This is a genomic window from Streptosporangium sp. NPDC051022, assembly GCF_040683035.1.
Classification (GTDB): domain Bacteria; phylum Actinomycetota; class Actinomycetes; order Streptosporangiales; family Streptosporangiaceae; genus Streptosporangium.
Genome location: NZ_JBFBCF010000049.1, coordinates 42,349 through 56,533 on the forward strand (window position 1 = coordinate 42,349; position 14,185 = coordinate 56,533).

Annotated in this window: 13 protein-coding genes and 1 pseudogene; 8 read left to right on the forward strand and 6 right to left on the reverse strand. The window is 67.3% G+C overall.

Features of this window, described 5'->3' with window-relative positions:
- Window positions 1-225 precede the first annotated feature (225 nt).
- On the reverse strand, window positions 226-1,296 hold the full coding sequence (locus tag AB0N02_RS44240) for an LLM class flavin-dependent oxidoreductase (RefSeq protein WP_363960585.1): 1,071 nt from the start codon (window positions 1,294-1,296) through the stop codon (window positions 226-228).
- A gap of 492 nt (window positions 1,297-1,788) precedes the next feature.
- The gene (locus AB0N02_RS44245) at window positions 1,789-2,052 is read right to left on the reverse strand and encodes a hypothetical protein (protein WP_363960587.1); all 264 of its coding nucleotides are present in this window, start codon (window positions 2,050-2,052) and stop codon (window positions 1,789-1,791) included.
- A 662-nt stretch (window positions 2,053-2,714) separates the two neighbouring features.
- Between AB0N02_RS44245 and AB0N02_RS44250 the strand changes: the two genes are divergently transcribed.
- The 3 genes from AB0N02_RS44250 to AB0N02_RS44260 are packed head-to-tail and all read left to right on the forward strand — an operon-like array spanning window position 2,715 to window position 5,343.
- Window positions 2,715-3,536: a type II CAAX endopeptidase family protein gene (locus AB0N02_RS44250; RefSeq protein WP_363960589.1), complete on the forward strand. Its 822-nt coding sequence runs from the start codon at window positions 2,715-2,717 to the stop codon at window positions 3,534-3,536.
- Entirely contained in the window at window positions 3,533-4,687 is a 1,155-nt protein-coding gene (locus AB0N02_RS44255) for a histidine kinase (protein ID WP_363960591.1), read from the forward strand. The genes AB0N02_RS44250 and AB0N02_RS44255 overlap by 4 nt, the downstream gene beginning before the upstream one ends.
- Window positions 4,684-5,343: a response regulator transcription factor gene (locus AB0N02_RS44260; RefSeq protein WP_363960593.1), complete on the forward strand. Its 660-nt coding sequence runs from the start codon at window positions 4,684-4,686 to the stop codon at window positions 5,341-5,343. Before AB0N02_RS44255 ends, AB0N02_RS44260 begins: the two co-directional genes overlap by 4 nt.
- Before the next feature lie 216 nt (window positions 5,344-5,559).
- On the opposite strand, the gene AB0N02_RS44265 is transcribed toward AB0N02_RS44260, so the two are convergent.
- Window positions 5,560-5,868, reverse strand: a complete 309-nt coding sequence (locus tag AB0N02_RS44265; RefSeq protein WP_363960595.1) for a hypothetical protein — start codon at window positions 5,866-5,868, stop codon at window positions 5,560-5,562.
- 479 nt (window positions 5,869-6,347) lie between these two features.
- Between AB0N02_RS44265 and AB0N02_RS44270 the strand changes: the two genes are divergently transcribed.
- Entirely contained in the window at window positions 6,348-6,917 is a 570-nt protein-coding gene (locus tag AB0N02_RS44270) for a hypothetical protein (RefSeq protein ID WP_363960597.1), read from the forward strand.
- 1,066 nt (window positions 6,918-7,983) lie between these two features.
- Here the strand turns inward: AB0N02_RS44270 and AB0N02_RS44275 are convergent.
- The gene (locus AB0N02_RS44275; protein WP_363960599.1) at window positions 7,984-8,925 is read right to left on the reverse strand and encodes a DUF5937 family protein; all 942 of its coding nucleotides are present in this window, start codon (window positions 8,923-8,925) and stop codon (window positions 7,984-7,986) included.
- Between the two features lie 55 nt (window positions 8,926-8,980).
- Here AB0N02_RS44275 and AB0N02_RS44280 point away from each other — a divergent pair, with 55 nt between their 5' ends.
- A complete protein-coding gene (locus tag AB0N02_RS44280) occupies window positions 8,981-10,210 on the forward strand; it encodes an MFS transporter (protein ID WP_363960601.1) in 1,230 nt (409 codons plus the stop codon).
- Window positions 10,211-10,371: 161 nt separating this feature from the next.
- On the opposite strand, the gene AB0N02_RS44285 is transcribed toward AB0N02_RS44280, so the two are convergent.
- On the reverse strand, window positions 10,372-11,343 hold the full coding sequence (locus tag AB0N02_RS44285; protein WP_363960603.1) for a helix-turn-helix domain-containing protein: 972 nt from the start codon (window positions 11,341-11,343) through the stop codon (window positions 10,372-10,374).
- Between the two features lie 331 nt (window positions 11,344-11,674).
- Here AB0N02_RS44285 and AB0N02_RS44290 point away from each other — a divergent pair, with 331 nt between their 5' ends.
- From AB0N02_RS44290 to AB0N02_RS44300, 3 genes are all read left to right on the forward strand, one after another.
- Entirely contained in the window at window positions 11,675-12,208 is a 534-nt protein-coding gene (locus AB0N02_RS44290; protein WP_363960605.1) for a hypothetical protein, read from the forward strand.
- A gap of 162 nt (window positions 12,209-12,370) precedes the next feature.
- Window positions 12,371-12,883 (forward strand): hypothetical protein, encoded by a 513-nt coding sequence (locus AB0N02_RS44295; protein WP_363960607.1) that lies wholly within the window; start codon window positions 12,371-12,373, stop codon window positions 12,881-12,883.
- Window positions 12,884-13,064: 181 nt separating this feature from the next.
- On the forward strand, window positions 13,065-13,358 hold the full coding sequence (locus AB0N02_RS44300; protein ID WP_363960609.1) for a hypothetical protein: 294 nt from the start codon (window positions 13,065-13,067) through the stop codon (window positions 13,356-13,358).
- Between the two features lie 516 nt (window positions 13,359-13,874).
- Here the strand turns inward: AB0N02_RS44300 and AB0N02_RS44305 are convergent.
- Window positions 13,875-14,185 (reverse strand): annotated as a pseudogene (locus AB0N02_RS44305) (hypothetical protein); the annotation flags it as partial.

Here is a 14,185-nt window from a genome sequence, read left to right on the forward strand (position 1 = left end):
CAAGTAGCCGTTCAACGCCGCCTTGCGAGTGAGCTTGATCCACCTGCGCGGCATCCGCAGCATCCCCGCCCGGACCGCCTCCTCCCGGAATGTCCCTTCCGGATGAGGTTGGCGGGAGGGACACGTGCCGGCCTGCGGCCCGTCATGTTGATCCGAACGGTTTCCGGCTGAAGTCATTCAGGCTTTGCTGTCGGTGAACCACGTGCGTGCGGCTGGCGGGTCCGCTCAGGTGAGGAGTTTCGCGAGCTGGGCCATCTCGGTGGGTGGGTCGATCACCGGCTGGATGAGCAGTTCGTCGATGCCGGCCTGTTCCAGGGTGGTGATGCGGGCGCGCAGGTCGTTGCGGGTGCCGACCAAGACCAGGGTGTTCATCAGCGAGGGCGGGATCAGGTCCCGGTCCTCCGGTGCGATGCGTCCGAGGTAGTTGGGGTAGAGCTTGGTGTGCCGGTCGGGCGCTGTGGCGGTGGTGCCGCGCCGGTCGAGGAGTCGCCGCACCGCCTCGCGTTCCTCGGGGCCGAGTTGCTCGGCGAAAGCGCGTGCGTCGGCGGCGGTGTCGGCGGCGAAGGCCAGCAGCGACAGGACGACGTGGCCGGTTGCGTCCCGGGCCGCGTCGCCGTGGGAGTCCTCGTCCTCGTCCTCGTCGAGGATGTGCAGCGCGGTGACCACGTAGGAGTCCATGCGGGAGTCGGGGTCGCGTGGTGTGTCGTGAGCGGCGTGGCGGCGGGCGTCATGCAGTGCTTGCCAGGCGGTGGGGTCCAGCAGGCCGAAGGAGATCAGGCCGGTGCCGCGGCGGCCGGCGACAGCGGCGGCTTTCGGTCCTAGCGCGGCCACGACGAACTCGATCGGGTCAGACGTGTTCGCGTGCGCCCCGGTGTGCAGGAATCGGACGTTGCGGACTCGGTCCCCTTCGCGGTACTCGATCGTGCGTCCGGCGCACAGGTCCTGCAGCGCGGCGGTGAAGTTCTCCATCATGGCTGCCGTGGTCGGCCGCATGCCCAGCGTGCGCCGGGCGGTGTTCCCGGTGCCGACCCCGCAGATGATCCGGCCTGGCGCCAGGGCGTTGAGGCTGGCGAACGCGCTCGCGGCGGCCGGGGCCGAGCGCAGCGCCGGTGAGGTCACGCCGATGCCGAGCCTGATGCGGCTGGTGGCCTTCGCACACAGTCCCAGGGCGACGAAGGGGTCGCCGTGGACCATCGGGGTGTCGTTGAGCCAGAAACTGTGCAGGCCCAGCCCCTCGGCCTGTACGGCGAGGTCCTCCACACCGGGATGTGCGGCGACCACAACGCCTGAACGCATCAAAACCTCCAAGGCGCAAAGAATCGAACGTACTCAGCCTGACACCAGACGGTGGATCGAACACGTCGAGGTCAATTGGACAGTCGGCACCGAGCGGTGCGGGTGTCGTGTCGGCACGGGAGACGACCTCTTCGGGCCCGACGAGGAGTGGCTCGACCCGTTCGCCGATCCCCGCCCCGACATCCGCCGGTGGACCGAGCCGATGCGCCATGCGGGAAGCTGAGGATGCTGGAGTACGCCGAGCGACATCCATGGTCGGGCTGAGGGCCTCCGTCTCCTCCAGCAGACGTGACACTCCGACGTCGACCGGGGCACGCGCCGACCCGGGACTTTCCGCATTTTCCGCAGTGCCCTACGCGCGCGTGCGCAAGGGACGGATGGCGGTTTCAGGAGCCGCGGCGGGGACAGCGTCGTAGCCTCAGACGGCCAACCTGCGACCGACAGGGACCCTCCGGAAGCCTGCCGAAAGTCTGACCGGACAGCCATGGCCCCTCACCGCCCGGCATCGTCCCAGCGGGCGGTGAAGGCCCGCGGCGCGCGGCGCTGGCGGTCCTCCTCGGCCGGCACCGCCGCCAGGATCCGGCGATCCACATACGGCTCCACGGCGGCCAGCAGCGCGCGCTGCAACTCGGCCGGCTCCAGCGCCTCGACCTCCCACTGCACCGGCCGCTCGAGGTCGAGACCGTGGCGGGTGGCGAAGGCGGGCCAGCGCGGATCGTCGCGCTTGCCCTCGGCCGCCGGTAGCCCGTAGGCCAAGATCTGATCGCCGGTGAGCAGGACGCGTTCGGCGTGCGCCCAGCACGGGTCCGGCCGGAATACGGCTGAAAGGGGCCGCGGAGGCACGTCCCGCTGGCCAGTAGGGCGTCCCGGAGCGGAAATCAGCGACAACCGGTGATCGCCGGGCGGGTTGGAAAGAGGGGGGCTGGTGACGCGCTTCTTACCAGCACGCCGCCGAGCACGGTGCAGCACAGCGCGGCCCCAACGGTTGTCTTGATCTTGCGGAGCATGAGGTCATCCGGTGAGGGAGCCGACGCCGGGGGTGATGCGCACGGCGGTGCGGGAAAGCCGATGGAGAGTCTGTGGCTGCGCCGTAACGCTACGGATCGGGCGGTCCGGGATCGTCCCCCCACGGCGGGCATTTGCCGGTAGCTCGTGTGGGGGACAAGCACGGCCTGTCGGAGAGGGACGCGATCGCCCCGCTCCGTCGTGCGATACGGGCGCCGCCGGAGATGTACGCGATCCACGGAGACGTCGAACGCGGCGGCGTCGTACGACGAATCGCATGTGCGCCTGTCCCCCGTGCGAGCTACCCGCGAGTGTCCACCGCATGGGGACGATTCCAGACCGCCGAATCCCTAGCGTTTCTCGGCGTAGCGGCGGCGCCCCGTCGCGGAGTCCCCCACGTAAAGGGAGTCGTCATGCGGTTGTTGAAACAGCTCGTGCCTGTCGCGGTGGTCGCCTTCGCCGGCGGCACGATCGTGGGCGCGGTGCAGGGGAGCCCGCTCCTCACCCTGCTCCTCGGTGTCGCGACGGCCGTGCTCGCGGTGCTCGTGTACGCCCGGGTGGTGCGGTGGTCCGAGAGCCGCGTACCGGTGGAGGTGGCCGGGGAAAATGCCGTCGCCGCCGTCGGCCGGGGGGTGCTGATCGGTGCCGGGATGTTCGCGGCCGTCATCGTGAACATCGCTCTCGTGGGCGGCTACCGGGTAGACGGCCTCGGCTCGGTGACGGACGCGGGCGGGCAGCTCGGCTTCATGGCCGCCGCCGCGGTGACGGAGGAACTGCTCTTTCGCGGCATCCTGTTCAGGATCGTCGAGGAACGCACGGGGACGTGGATGGCGCTGGCGCTGACCGGTCTGTTGTTCGGCTTGTCGCACCTGTTCAACCCGCACGCCGACCTGTGGGGCGCGATCGCCATCGCGATCGAGGCGGGCGGTATGCTCGCCGCCGCCTACGCCGCCACCCGCACCCTGTGGGTGCCGATCGGCGTGCACTTCGGCTGGAACTTCGCGGCGGCCGGCATCTTCGGCACCGAGGTCTCGGGCAACGGCGCGACGCAGGGGCTGCTGCACGGCGTGACGTCGGGCAACGCCCTGCTCACGGGCGGCGAGTTCGGGCCGGAGGCGAGCCCGTACGCGGTGGTGTTCGGCCTGCTGCTGACGGTCGTGTTCATGTGGCTGGCCCGCCGGCGCGGCAATGTGGTCCCGCTCCGGCGCGGCGCGACCGCTACGCTCGCCCAGTGATCGATCTACGGCGGGTCACGGAACTGTGGCGGCGGTGCGACGTCGTGGTCCGGGATTTACCGTTCGGGCTGCTGCTGGCCGTCGCATCGCTCCTGCCGGCGCTCCACGGCAAGGGGACGCAGGTCGGTGACTTGCCGGCCCGCCCCTTCGACGCGCTGGCGTTAGTGGTGATCGCCCTGGAGTGCCTTCCGCTCGCCGTGCGCCGGCGGTGGCCGGCCGTGTGTCTGGCTCTGGTGTCACTCGGCTTCGTCCTCGACCAGCTCCGCGCCTACCACGTGTTCGCGAGCAACGCGATGCCCATCGCGCTCATCAGCGCAGGCGCCCATCTGGAGCGCCACCGGCGCGTCACCGGGGTCCTCCTGTCCATGGCGTACGTGCCGCTGGCGGTCGCGCTCGGCCGGCTCGGCGCGCCCGAGAGGGTGGAAGGCTACGTGGTGTTCTACCTGGTCCTGACCCTCGCGTGGGGCATCGGGGGCTGGCTGCGCTCCACCCGCGCCGCCGAGGCGGAACGCCGCCGCCACGTCGCCGAGGCCACCCGCGCCGCCGAACGGACCCGGATCGCCCGCGAACTCCACGACGTCGTGATGCACCACGTGACGGCGATGGTCGTGCAGGCCGAGGCCGCACGCTACCTGACCGCCGTCCCCGACCGCATCGACGCGACGTTGAGCGCCGTCAGCGACACCGGCCGGAGGGCCATCACCGACCTGCGGCACATGCTCGACCTGCTCAAAGCCGATCACGACACCGACGTCAGCATGCACTCCGCCGGCGATCTCCACACCCTCGTGGAGCAGACCTGCCAGGCCGGGCAGCCGGTGGAGTTCACCGAGGAGGGCAGTCCGGCGGAATCGGCGGGCAGCGCCGAGTTCGTGACCTATAGGGTCGTTCAGGAGGCCCTGACGAACGCCCTCAAATACGCCCACGGTAGCCCGACTGTGGTCCGGGTGCGCTACGGCGAGAAGGAGATCAGCGTGGAGGTCAGCACGGACGGCCCCGGCTCCAGGGCCGCCTCTCCCGGCGGGAGTGGGCGGGGTCTGGCCGGGCTCCGCGAGCGGGTGGACGCCCTGGGCGGCGAGTTCAGCGCCGACCGGCAGACGGGTGGTGGCTTCGTGGTACGGGCACGCATCCCCGCGGGGAGCCCGTCGTGAGCGCGCCGACCCGGGTCCTGGTCTGCGACGACCAGGCGCTGATCCGCACCGGCTTCGCGACGATCATCGACGCGCAGCCGGACCTGGAGGTGGTGGGCGAGTGCGGCGACGGTCGCGCCGCGGTCGACCTCGCCCGCCGGCTGAGCCCCAACATCGTGGTGATGGACGTGCGGATGCCGGTGCTCGACGGCATCGAGGCCACCCGCCTGCTGGCCGGCGCCGGGGTCGAGAGTCCGATCAAGGTGCTCGTGGTGACGACGTTCAATCTGGACGAGTACGTGTACGAGGCGCTGCGTGCGGGGGCGAGCGGGTTCCTGCTTAAGGACGCCCCACCGGCGCAGCTCCTGCACGGCATCCGCACCGTCGCGACAGGCGCCGCGCTGCTGGCACCCGAGGTGACGCGGCAGCTCGTCGGCAGGTACGCGGCCCGGATCCGCCCCTCTCAGGCCACGCCGGATGAGACCGCGCTGACCCCACGCGAGCTGGAGGTGCTGCGCCTCATCGCCGACGGCCGGTCCAACAGGGAGATCGCCGCGATGCTGGTGATCAGCCAGGAGACCGTGAAGACGTACGTGTCGCGCATCCTCACCAAGCTCGACCTGCGTGACCGCGTGCAGGCGGTGGTCTACGCCTACCGCAGGGGTCTGGTGACCTGACACGCACACCGCCCGGCACGGGTAATCATCGCTTCTTCCATGCCCGTAAACCTCGATGGGGAACGTCGTAGACGTCAGGAACTGCTCGTGGCCCTGTTCGGCCATCAGCGCGCCACCGTCGACAGTGACGCGTTGCCCGAGAGAGGCCAGCCGGCTAGGACGGCTTCATCTGGCCCCAGTTGGCGGCTTGAAATGGCCCCACCCCGATCGGAAGTGTCAGCCCCCTGCCTGTGCAGTGAGCCTGATCCGCACCTGGTGGTTGTGCTCGGTGTGCCAGATGACCTCGCCGGTCACGAGGGCACCCAAGCAAGGGAGATCGAAATCTGGAGGCATAGCGGTGATTTCGGCAAGGCCGATCGCGTCGGGCGTGCCATCGATGCGAAGAAACACGCCGAAGGGCTGCCTGCCGATAACCGTCCCGGTCACTTGAGTCCCGATGGGCAGGGCTCGACAGGTATCAGACCAGGATGCCTGGGCCCTTCTCCCGGTCTCGATGCCGTCATCCGGCCATGAGTACTCGCTCACGTTATGATCTTGTCGTCGACAGGCCGGCTCCGCAACGTGCCCTTATGTCGGGGATAACGAAACGATCTTTGGACACGCCAGGTCAACGGGGTTATGTCGACTTTGACGAGTCGGAATGTCTGTGGTCTCGGGGGCTGCCGTCCCCGAACCCCTGCCCCGCGAGGGCCTCACCCGCACCCACGTCCTGCGGGGGTTTGGGGACGGCAGCCCCCGAGTCGGGGTCGAGCAGGAAACCCAGCCGCTGTTGATCAAGACCTCTGGAACTCTTCCGATATGAACGCGGACCCCATCGACCAGGCGCAACGCCTCGCCTGCGGCCGTTTCCCCGACGCCCTCGCCGTGATCCTTGCCGGGTCGGCGGCTGCCGGGCGGGCCACTGCCCGCAGTGACTTGGACATCGCGGTACTCGTCGGGGACGGTGGCGAGACCGGCCGTGAGACGATCCGTTTCGAGGGACGTGCCGTTTCGAGGGACGTGTCGTGGAGTTGTTCGTCCACACTCGTGCCGGTCTCCTGGAGCTCTTCGCCGCGGACGTCGCTGCACGTCGTGCGGTCCTTCAGAGCATGTATGCCGTCGGTCTCGTTCTGGTCGATACGGATGGTGAGGCCGGGCGGGCCCGCGCCCTGGCGGAAGCGGACCTTCGAAAGGGGCCGCCAGGGTTGAGACCGCAGATGGTAGAGACGAAGAGATACGTGCTGACAGACGCGCTGGACGATCTCGCGGACGCGGGCCACCGCATCGAGCTTCTGGCGGTGGCCGGACTCGTTCTCAACACGGCAGCTGACCTGCTTTGCGACTACCACCACGCGTGGATCGGTAGCGGGAAGTGGTTGCCGCGGCGTCTTCTGGAGGCAGACGCACATCGTGGGGCCGCCCTGCTGGAAGGACATCTGCACTTGTGTGAGTCGGGAGACCCCGCGCTCATGATCGACGCAGCATCGGAGATCCTCGACCTTGTCGGGGGGCCTCTTCGCGAGGGATATCGCCGAACCTGGCATGGCGTCATCGAATCGGTCGCCGCTGCTGTGCCCGGCGTTGACGGGGGCTGAGGCTCAGCGCTGAGCAGGAGGCGAGGGGGCGGCGAGCACCGCAGCCGCCGACTCGGACGGCTCGCTTACGCCACTGACCGTTCCATTGTTGCTCGACCCTCCGAGTCTGCGGACGGACTGAATCCTCAAGCTGTGATCTGACGGAGGATTTCGATGTCCGATTCCCGGAGCAAGTTAGTAGATAAATCGGATTTAATGCTCCGCGGGCAGTTCGCGAGGGATCACGGCTGCAGCCGGGCCATGCGCCGAGACGAGACACGACACCGGGGTTTCCGGAGTTTTCGGAGTGCCCTACGCGCACGCGCGAGACCTTCGCCCTGCCCCCCTTGTGACGTGCGGAGATATCCGGCAGGAAACCAGCGGCGCTATCTGTCAGGTCGTCAAGGAAGGTCACGAGCTCGGCTGTGCTCGAATCCATGCTTTCGGCGTGATGCTCCAACACCCGGCCGATGAAGGCATTGCCGCAGGTCGGCCCTGCTCACAACCTGGAGCCGAAACCACTGCTCGTAACCGGTGTACGGCGTCAGCTATCGAGCGGGAAAACCAGCGGCCCCAGACAGATAGCGCCGCTGGTTTCCTGCCGGATACCTCCGCGTGTCACAGCCGGCCCTCGTCCTCTCTCGCCCGCGCGTAGATGCCTCCCGAAACTCCCGAAAACACCGCCGTGCCGCGCACCGCGGCGTGCTCCTGGGGTCCCCGTAACAAACGGCGGAAATCCAACGGGTTTAAGTCTGGCCTACGGTTTCTCGCGTTCTGGGGGTCCCGGGAGCAATCTTCGTTGGATTTTCCGCGATTGCTACCGGGACCCCCTCTTCGATCTCTGGGGTTTAAGAACAGGCACTAGGCTGCCCGCGCCTGCGGCAACGTCGGCGGCCGTCGGCCCGTCGTCGACAACGACAAACGCTCTGCGATCCTGGAACGCCGCCGGCGCGGAGAATCCATCCGCACCATCGCCGCCGGAGTGAAGATCTCCATCGGCGTCGTTCGCAAAACCCTCAAGACCACCGAGCACGACCCCACCTGATCTGAACCCGGCTGGTGCCCCGCTCGGGCCGGTCCACGCGGGCTAAACGCCGGTGAGGGAGCGGGCGATCGTGGTCTGGGCGTAGAAGACTTCGCGGCCGGTGCGGTGGGCGGTGACCAGGCCGCAGTCACGCATGGCGGTCAGATGCTGGGAGACGGCTCCGGGGGTGAGGTTGGTGAAGGCCGCCAGGGAGGCCGTAGTCGCGGGCTGGGCCAGGAGGGTCAGGAGCATTGCCCGGGTGGGGCCCAGAACCTTGGCGAGCGCCTTGGAGGGGGTGTTGGTCGGGCGGTGCCAGAGGGTGCCGATGCTTCGCACGGGGTAGCGGAGGAGGGGCTGCCAGCCGGGGCTGGTGAGGGAGAAGACGCGGGGGTACGCGAACGCGGAGGGGACAAGAAGGAGACCACGGTTGTTCAGGCGGGGCTTGGAGGCGGGGGTGCGGCGGCGGCGGACGCGGAGGGTGTCGTCTTCCAGGGCGATGTGAGGGTCGAGGTCGGCGAAGAGGGTCCGGGCGCCGCCGGAGGCGATCAGGCGGGCTCGGTAGAGGACGTCACCGTCCAGGAGAGCGCGGATGCGGGGCCAGTACGGAGCGAGCGCGAGGTCCCAGTAAGCCTGGATGAGGTCGGACAGGCGGGTCAGTTCCGTTGCGAGGTCGGGGTAGTTCAAGCCGAAGGCGTCGAGGTCGGCGGTGACACGGTCGGCGGGCTGGGAGCGGAGGGTGGCGAGTTCGAGGTCCAGATCCGGGGCGGGGCTGATCGGCGGTGGGCAGATGAACGCGGCGATCAGGCCGGGGCGGATCAGGTCGGTGAGGGGGCGCAGGTCCAGGCCGGAGAGGCGCGGGAGCACCGTGTCGGTCCAGGGGCGGTGCAGGGTGTGTTCGTGCGGGAACTTCAGGACGCGCAGGCTCGCGATCGTCTCCCAGAGCGGGGAGACCGCGAAACGCGTGTACGCGAGGTCCTCGGCGGTGAACTCCAGGGACAGCTCCATTTAGCCCACACTAAATCCATACCGGTCATGGGTCGGACGGGGAGAAGGTCGGCGCATGCTACTTTTCGCCGATCGGGACTTCCGGCGGATCTTCACCGCCGACGCCGCCAGCAAGTTCGGAACGCAGGTCAGCGCGCTCGCGCTACCGCTGCTCGCCCAGTCCGTGCTGCATTCCGACGCGGGGCAGGTAGGCCTGCTGGCGATGCTCGGGACGGTGTCCTTTCTCGTGGTCGGGCTTCCTGCGGGTGCGTGGGTCGACCGGGTGCGCAAACGGCCGATCATGATCGCTGCGGATCTGGTGCGGGCGGCGCTGCTGGCCTCGATTCCTCTAGCCTGGATGTGCGGGGTGCTCACGCTCGTGCAGCTCTACGCGGTCGTCCTGCTGATGGGAATCGCGACGGTCTTCTTTGACGTCGCCCACCTCAGCTATGTGCCGCACGTCGTCGGCCGGGAGCGGCTGCTGGCCGCCAACTCGACCTTGGTCAGCCTCAACTCCGTCGCCGACGCCTCCGGACGCGGGATCGGCGGCCTGCTCGTCCACGCACTCGGCGCGCCCTTGGCCGTCGTTGTCGACGCGGCCAGCTACCTGTGGTCGGCCGTATTCACCCGGCGCGTGACCAAGCCCGAGACACCCGCGCGGGACGCGTCGGGGCCGATGCTCCGCGACGTCGGCGAGGGACTGCGGTTCGTTCTCCACCATCCGGTGCTGCGGCCGATCGCCGTCGAGGGCGCCCTGACGAACCTCGCGATCCAGATGGCCGTGGTCTCCCTGCTCGTCATCCTCGGCGGACGCCCCGAAACGGTCGGATTCTTTCTCGCCGCGGGCGGTCTGGGTACGCTCGCCGGATCTCTCAGCGCCCCGCTCGTCGGCCGCGCCCTCGGCCAAGCGCGCGCCATGTGGCTGCCGAGCGTGCTGCTCGCGCCCTTCGCCCTGGCTATCGGGATCGGCAACCTCTGGATCGCGGGGGCGGCGTGGACGCTCACCCTCGCCAAGGTCGGCCTCGACAACGTCCTGCGCGTCTCGTTCCGCCAGGGGGCCACTCCCGCCGAACTCCTCGGCCGGATGAACGCCACCTTCCGCTTCCTGCTCACCGGCGCCCTCGCCGCGGGAGCGGCCCTCGCCGGGCTCATCGCCGAGTTGTCCACCCCGCGGGCGGCCCTTTGGACGGCCGCGGCCGTCCTGGCGCTCCGCTGGACCGCCCTGACCAGCCTCAAGACCCGGCCGCCCGCGCAGCGCCCCTCCGCGCGATTGCTCCCGGGCCCCCCGGAACGCGAGAAACCGTAGGCCAGACCTAAATCCGTTGGATTTCCGCCGTTTGCTACGGGGACCCCCTTGACGAAAGCTGAGGCTCCATCTCCCCTCGGCCAACTCCCGGGAATGGCCGTTCCCGCAAGAAAGAAACGGACTTTATGGCATAAATATCTCTAACTTTCGAGATTTCTCAGTCAGGCGCCTCCGGCTGAAGCGTGTCTTCGGTATTCGCCCGGAGGCATCCCATATGTGAGGCGGAACGCCCGGTTGAACACCGCGGCGTCCACGAAACCCCACCGTGCGGCGATCTCGGCGACGCTGCGGCCAATCTGGCGGCCGTCGGCCAGATCGGTGCGGCAGCGCTCCAGCCGTTGCGCACGGATGTACCTGCCGACGGTCTGCTCCTCTTGCTGGAAGAGATGGTGCAGGTAGCGCACCGAGATGTGGTGGGCCGCGGCGATCGAGACCGGAGACAGATCAGAGTGGGTCAGATGGTGTTGCACAAAGGACTTGATCTGTCGTACCAGCGCCTGCTGCCGGGTCTGCGATGGCACCATGCGGGACGCGTCGGCTACTGCGGCCAGGAAGACGGTCGACAAGTCGATGGCCACCGTTTCCAGCCGAGCGCGGTCGGCGGGCCCCAGAGCCGGCCCCTGCCGTAAGAGCTGTTCCATGAACTGGCTGAGTAGCGCCGCCGGGCCGCGCTGAGAGGAGAACGCCCGGCTTGTCTGGTCGCGCAACAGCCGATCGGGCAGCGGCATCGCCTTGCGCGGCAGGTGCAGCGTGATGGTGCGCGCCCGGCCGCCTTGGTGCAGGATCTGGGCCTGAAACGGTCGGCTGGTGTCATAGAACACCAGATCGCCGGCCGTCAGCGGGGCGTGGTCGCGACCCTGCCTGAACCACATCGAACCGCTGCGGACCATCGTCAGCATCCACAGCTCCGGATCGGAGCGCCGGATCAGCTGAGCGGTGCGCACCCATTTCATGCCGTCGAACTCCGGCGCCCCCAGCAGGACCGACCCGAGCTGCGAAATCCTCACTGACGCGTGGAAGTCCTCGGTCCGGTCACTGCTGATCTCGGTGAGGAGTAACGACTGGGCAGCTAGGTCACGCCACCAGCCGAAACGCTCGGCGGCCGGCACCTGGGAACTGCATAACTCGATCACATCGCACCTCATCCCCTGATGGCACCCCATGACAATCATTGTGCACTTATGGCCAATGAGAGTTGCATGCACTCTTCATAAGATGCTTGCGAGTTAAATCCCAGGAGGCCGCACCTACGGGGGGCCGAAAAAAATGATTACATCCAAGCCGAAAGGGTGGATGGTTGAATATCGGAGCCGGAAATAGGTTTTGATAATCCGATTCGATTATTTCTGGACTTGAGTATTGGCTCCGAGTCCAACACTTGGCGTGTTTCCCTAACGGCCAGGAACACTCAGGCCGTGCCTGATATCACCATCGTCTTCCCGAGGGGGAACCTTGAAAAGGATCATGATTGCGGCCCTGGCAGCCGCAGGACTCCTGGCGGCAACACCCGGCATCGCGAACGCTGCCGATGATCCCGGTACCGCGAGCGCTACCGATGGAACGCCCGATTTCGTGAGCGTTGCCGACAAGCCCGGTGTCAGCCTTGCCGATGAGTGGTACACGTCCGCCACCGAGCCGTCCAGTAAGGGTTATGGATTCGTGGGCAATGACGGAAGCGTAGTCAGCGGCGTTTGGCAGATGATCTATGTGTGGCGCGGGGACAATTACGTTGCCCTCCGGTCAGTCATCGGCGATGGAGAGGAAGACGGCTACTGCGCCGGTCAGGAGATCCGCTATCAGGTCTACGACGGCGGCACATGGTCGGGCTATCACTACCGCATGATTCCGAGCTACGTCTGTACGACCGGCGAACCTCCCACTTCGCACGGCTACTACTACAGCAGGCCCAAGGTCCGGAACGTCAGCTCACGTGCGTGCCACGTCAACTCGTCCGGGGTCAAGATCGAATGCGAGGGGAGCTGGCACGGGCCGCTATAGAACCCCGCCACGCAAGGAGCGGTTCCGGTATTCGGCCCGCGAAAGCTTGGCGCCGGTTTTCGTTCCGGTGTTCCTCAACCTCCTTTTCCTAGCGACCAAGTGCCCCATGGGCTGTGCCTGATATCACCATCGTCTTCCCGAGGGGGAACCTTGAAAAGGATCATGATTGCGGCCCTGGCAGCCGCAGGACTGCTGGCGGCAACGCCGGGCATCGCGAGCGCTACCGATGGAACGCCCGGTTTCGTGAGCGTTGCCAATGAGCCCGGTGTCAGCCTTGCTGATGAGTGGTACACATCCAGCACCGACCCGGCCAGTAAGGGCTACAAATACGCGGGCAGTAGCGTAAGCAAAGTCGGCGGCGTTTGGCAGCGGATCGAGATACAACGCGAGAACGACAACGACTACGTTGCCCTCGGATCAATCATTCTCGATGAGGCGACGGACGGCTACTGCGCCGGTGCGGAGATCCGCTACCAAGTCTACGACGGCGGCACATGGTCGGGCTATCACTACCGCATGATTCCGAGCTACGACTGTTCGACCAACAACGACCCCGTCCGAGGCGGCTGGTACTACAGCAGGCCCAAGGTCCGGAACATCAGCTCACGTGCGTGCCACGTCAACTCGTCCGGGGCCAAGATCGAATGCGAGGAGAGCTGGCACGAGCCATACTAGAACCCCGCCACGCAAGGAGTGGCTCCGGTATCCGGCCCGCACTGGCCCGTGGAGGGATCCGAACGGATTTCGGCAGTAGCAGGTTGAAGGAACACGTTTCTCCGGGTTTCAGCGCTGACCTGGGGGATTCGTCCTGGCAAACACCTGCGCCCAAATCAAAATGAGGAACATAATGTCTCGCGTGATGCGGAAATTCGGGCTGCTCATGTCGGCGGCCGTCGTGCTGACTCTCGCTGTCCCCGCAGCTCACGCCGACGTGGCAGCTGCCGATGTCCCCTCCTGCGTGAAGACGCGCCTCGATGACAGGGGATATCAAGACAAACTATGGGTTACCAACACCTGCGACTACACGGTGAGGGCCAAGGTGATCCTCGCGCACGAGACAGATCTTTACTGCAAGACATATGAAAAAGGGGAGACGCATTACTGGGCGTGGGCCTGGCCCGGCAGGTTTGACGGGCTCGGCAGCTGCTGAACCGGCGCCGGTAATAGGCCGGCAACTTGCTCCGGGACACCGCACCGAAAGGCCCGGATGGAACTGCTGGCTGTGCGGGGCAGGGCGAAGGCCTCGCGCGTGCGCGTAAGGCACTCCGAAAACTCTGAAAACCTCCAGCGCCCTCTCCCCCTTGCTCACCCCGGCCTGGGGCCAGATCAAGCCGTCAGCACCGCCTGCAGGCAAGTCCCCCTACGGCAGTTGCCCGCATCGGCGGGTGCGGGGGACTTGCGGGCGGGCAAGCGACGGCTACGTTCCCCGGGCCCGGCCGGGCGGGCAGTCTTCCCGCCCACTCCTGACGCCCGCAGGTTCTTCGCGTGCGCGCGTAGGGTGTCGCGAAAGTCCGCCGCCGGAACCGCCGGGCAACGACGTGGTCGGAGGGTATCGCGTGCGCGTGTAGGGATTCTGGCGAAACCGGTGAAACCCACCGCCGGGTTCCTCACGCGCGTGTGCGCGCGAGAGCCTCGCGAAACTCGCGAAACTCTCCCCGAGCCGGGGTCAGGCAGCCCCATCCTTCGTGCCATCCCGGAGAGTTCTCCTGGTTGAGGTGCCGGCTTCCAGCCATGCGACGATGTGCCGCACGTAACTGTCGGCGTTCGCCAGAGGTCTGCCGTCCAGCGCCGCGACAAGATGGGTCACCCCGAACGTCCGGTCCCAGACCCGGGCGCGCTGGTAAGTGGCGCCGTCGACGGCCCTGCGGAGGTTGTCCCAGCCTGAGCTTCCCCCGTTTTTCCGGAGGCTTTGGATCATGGTCCACGGATCATGGGAAAGGTCTCGATCATGGGGAAGCGGAAGTACCCGCTGGAACT

Coding starts and splice junctions, on each gene's coding strand:
- AB0N02_RS44240 (WP_363960585.1), bottom strand. CDS start 1,296: ATGCGTTCAGGCGTTGTGGTCGCCGCACATCCCGGTGTGGAGGACCTC.
- AB0N02_RS44250 (WP_363960589.1), top strand. CDS start 2,715: ATGCGGTTGTTGAAACAGCTCGTGCCTGTCGCGGTGGTCGCCTTCGCC.
- AB0N02_RS44275 (WP_363960599.1), bottom strand. CDS start 8,925: ATGGAGCTGTCCCTGGAGTTCACCGCCGAGGACCTCGCGTACACGCGT.
- AB0N02_RS44280 (WP_363960601.1), top strand. CDS start 8,981: ATGCTACTTTTCGCCGATCGGGACTTCCGGCGGATCTTCACCGCCGAC.
- AB0N02_RS44290 (WP_363960605.1), top strand. CDS start 11,675: ATGATTGCGGCCCTGGCAGCCGCAGGACTCCTGGCGGCAACACCCGGC.
- AB0N02_RS44295 (WP_363960607.1), top strand. CDS start 12,371: ATGATTGCGGCCCTGGCAGCCGCAGGACTGCTGGCGGCAACGCCGGGC.